The sequence below is a fragment of the Okeania sp. SIO2C9 genome (assembly GCF_010672455.1).
In the GTDB taxonomy this organism is placed as follows: Bacteria; Cyanobacteriota; Cyanobacteriia; order Cyanobacteriales; family Microcoleaceae; genus Okeania.
Genome location: NZ_JAAHGO010000289.1, coordinates 1 through 1,097 on the forward strand (window position 1 = coordinate 1; position 1,097 = coordinate 1,097).

The 1,097-nt window shown below is 41.8% G+C and carries 2 protein-coding genes; both read right to left on the minus strand.

Translation table 11 applies throughout. The annotated features are described in order from the left end of the window. Position 1 precedes the first annotated feature (1 nt). On the minus strand, positions 2–433 hold the full coding sequence (locus F6K23_RS41080; protein WP_367267988.1) for a beta-ketoacyl synthase N-terminal-like domain-containing protein: 432 nt from the start codon (positions 431–433) through the stop codon (positions 2–4). A gap of 257 nt (positions 434–690) precedes the next feature. Further along, positions 691–993, minus strand: a complete 303-nt coding sequence (locus F6K23_RS41085; RefSeq protein WP_293167040.1) for an acyl carrier protein — start codon at positions 991–993, stop codon at positions 691–693. Positions 994–1,097: the final 104 nt, after the last annotated feature.

Consider the following 1,097-nt stretch of genomic DNA (forward strand, 5'->3'; position numbering starts at 1 on the left):
TCTAGTGAATACCGACAAACACACCTGTCTGACTACCTGCTAAAGAGGTTGGTGCAATTCCGGCGTGTTCGAGAGCTTCCCAACTTACTTCTAGAAGTAAACGTTGTTGTGGATCTAAGCTTGCTGCTTCTCGTGATGCCATCCGAAAAAATTCGGCATCAAACTTTTCGATTTCATCAGTATCTAAGAAAGCCGCAGAACGCACATAAAACTTGCCTGGTGTAGGTAATGGATCATAGTATCTCTCAAGATCCCAGCGAGAAGAGGGAATATCTTGAACCGCATTTACCCCATTACGCAACAATTGCCAAAATGCTTCTGGAGTATCAGACTTTCCTGGAAAACGACATCCCATCCCAATGATTGCGATTGGTTCCCTATGACGATTTTCTAGAAGATCAGACTCATGGTTAGGATAAGCAGTTTTATTCATGATTGAATTTCTTGAAAAGGGTAAAGGCATCCCAATTAGGTTCAAAAGGAAGGGAAAGAGGGTGTAGGGTGTGGGGTGTAGGGTGTAGGGGGTGAGCGAAAAAAAGAGTGGGTGAAGGAGTAAACAGACGCGATGACGCGATGACGCGGTGACGCGGAGAATTCAAATTCCAACCAAAATTTCGCTCACCCGGGTGTAGGGTAAATAACCCTCTTTAATGCTTGATGATGAAAAAATTTTTCATCGGGACTGCCTTGCTAATCATCCGGTGACGCTAATTTACGGAGTATGTAGGCTTTGATATGGTCAACTGTTGCAAAGTTTTTTAATACGAATTCTTCAGGTTCCCAAACAATACCAACTTCATCCTCGACAAAGCGAACTAATCGAAAGATGTCCATTGAGTCAATGATCCGTTGCTCAATTATCTTTGAGTCGTTGGTTAGAACTAAGTCCGGTTGGTCATAGGCCAACTCTTCGGTGATAAACTCTTTGAGCATTTTTTCAATTTTTTCTTCGGTAATTGTATTATTTTTTGTTATCGTTGTGTTTGCTGACATAACTTAATTTTATCTATTTTTCCAGTTGAAGTTTGGGGCAAAGAACTACGAAACTCAAAGGAATCGGGAACCATATATTTGGGAAGCCGCTGCCCACAAAAAGA

Excerpts from the sequence above, each read along its gene's own strand:
- F6K23_RS41085 (WP_293167040.1), bottom strand. The coding sequence starts at position 993 with ATGTCAGCAAACACAACGATAACAAAAAATAATACAATTACCGAAGAA.
- F6K23_RS41080 (WP_367267988.1), bottom strand. The coding sequence starts at position 433 with ATGAATAAAACTGCTTATCCTAACCATGAGTCTGATCTTCTAGAAAAT.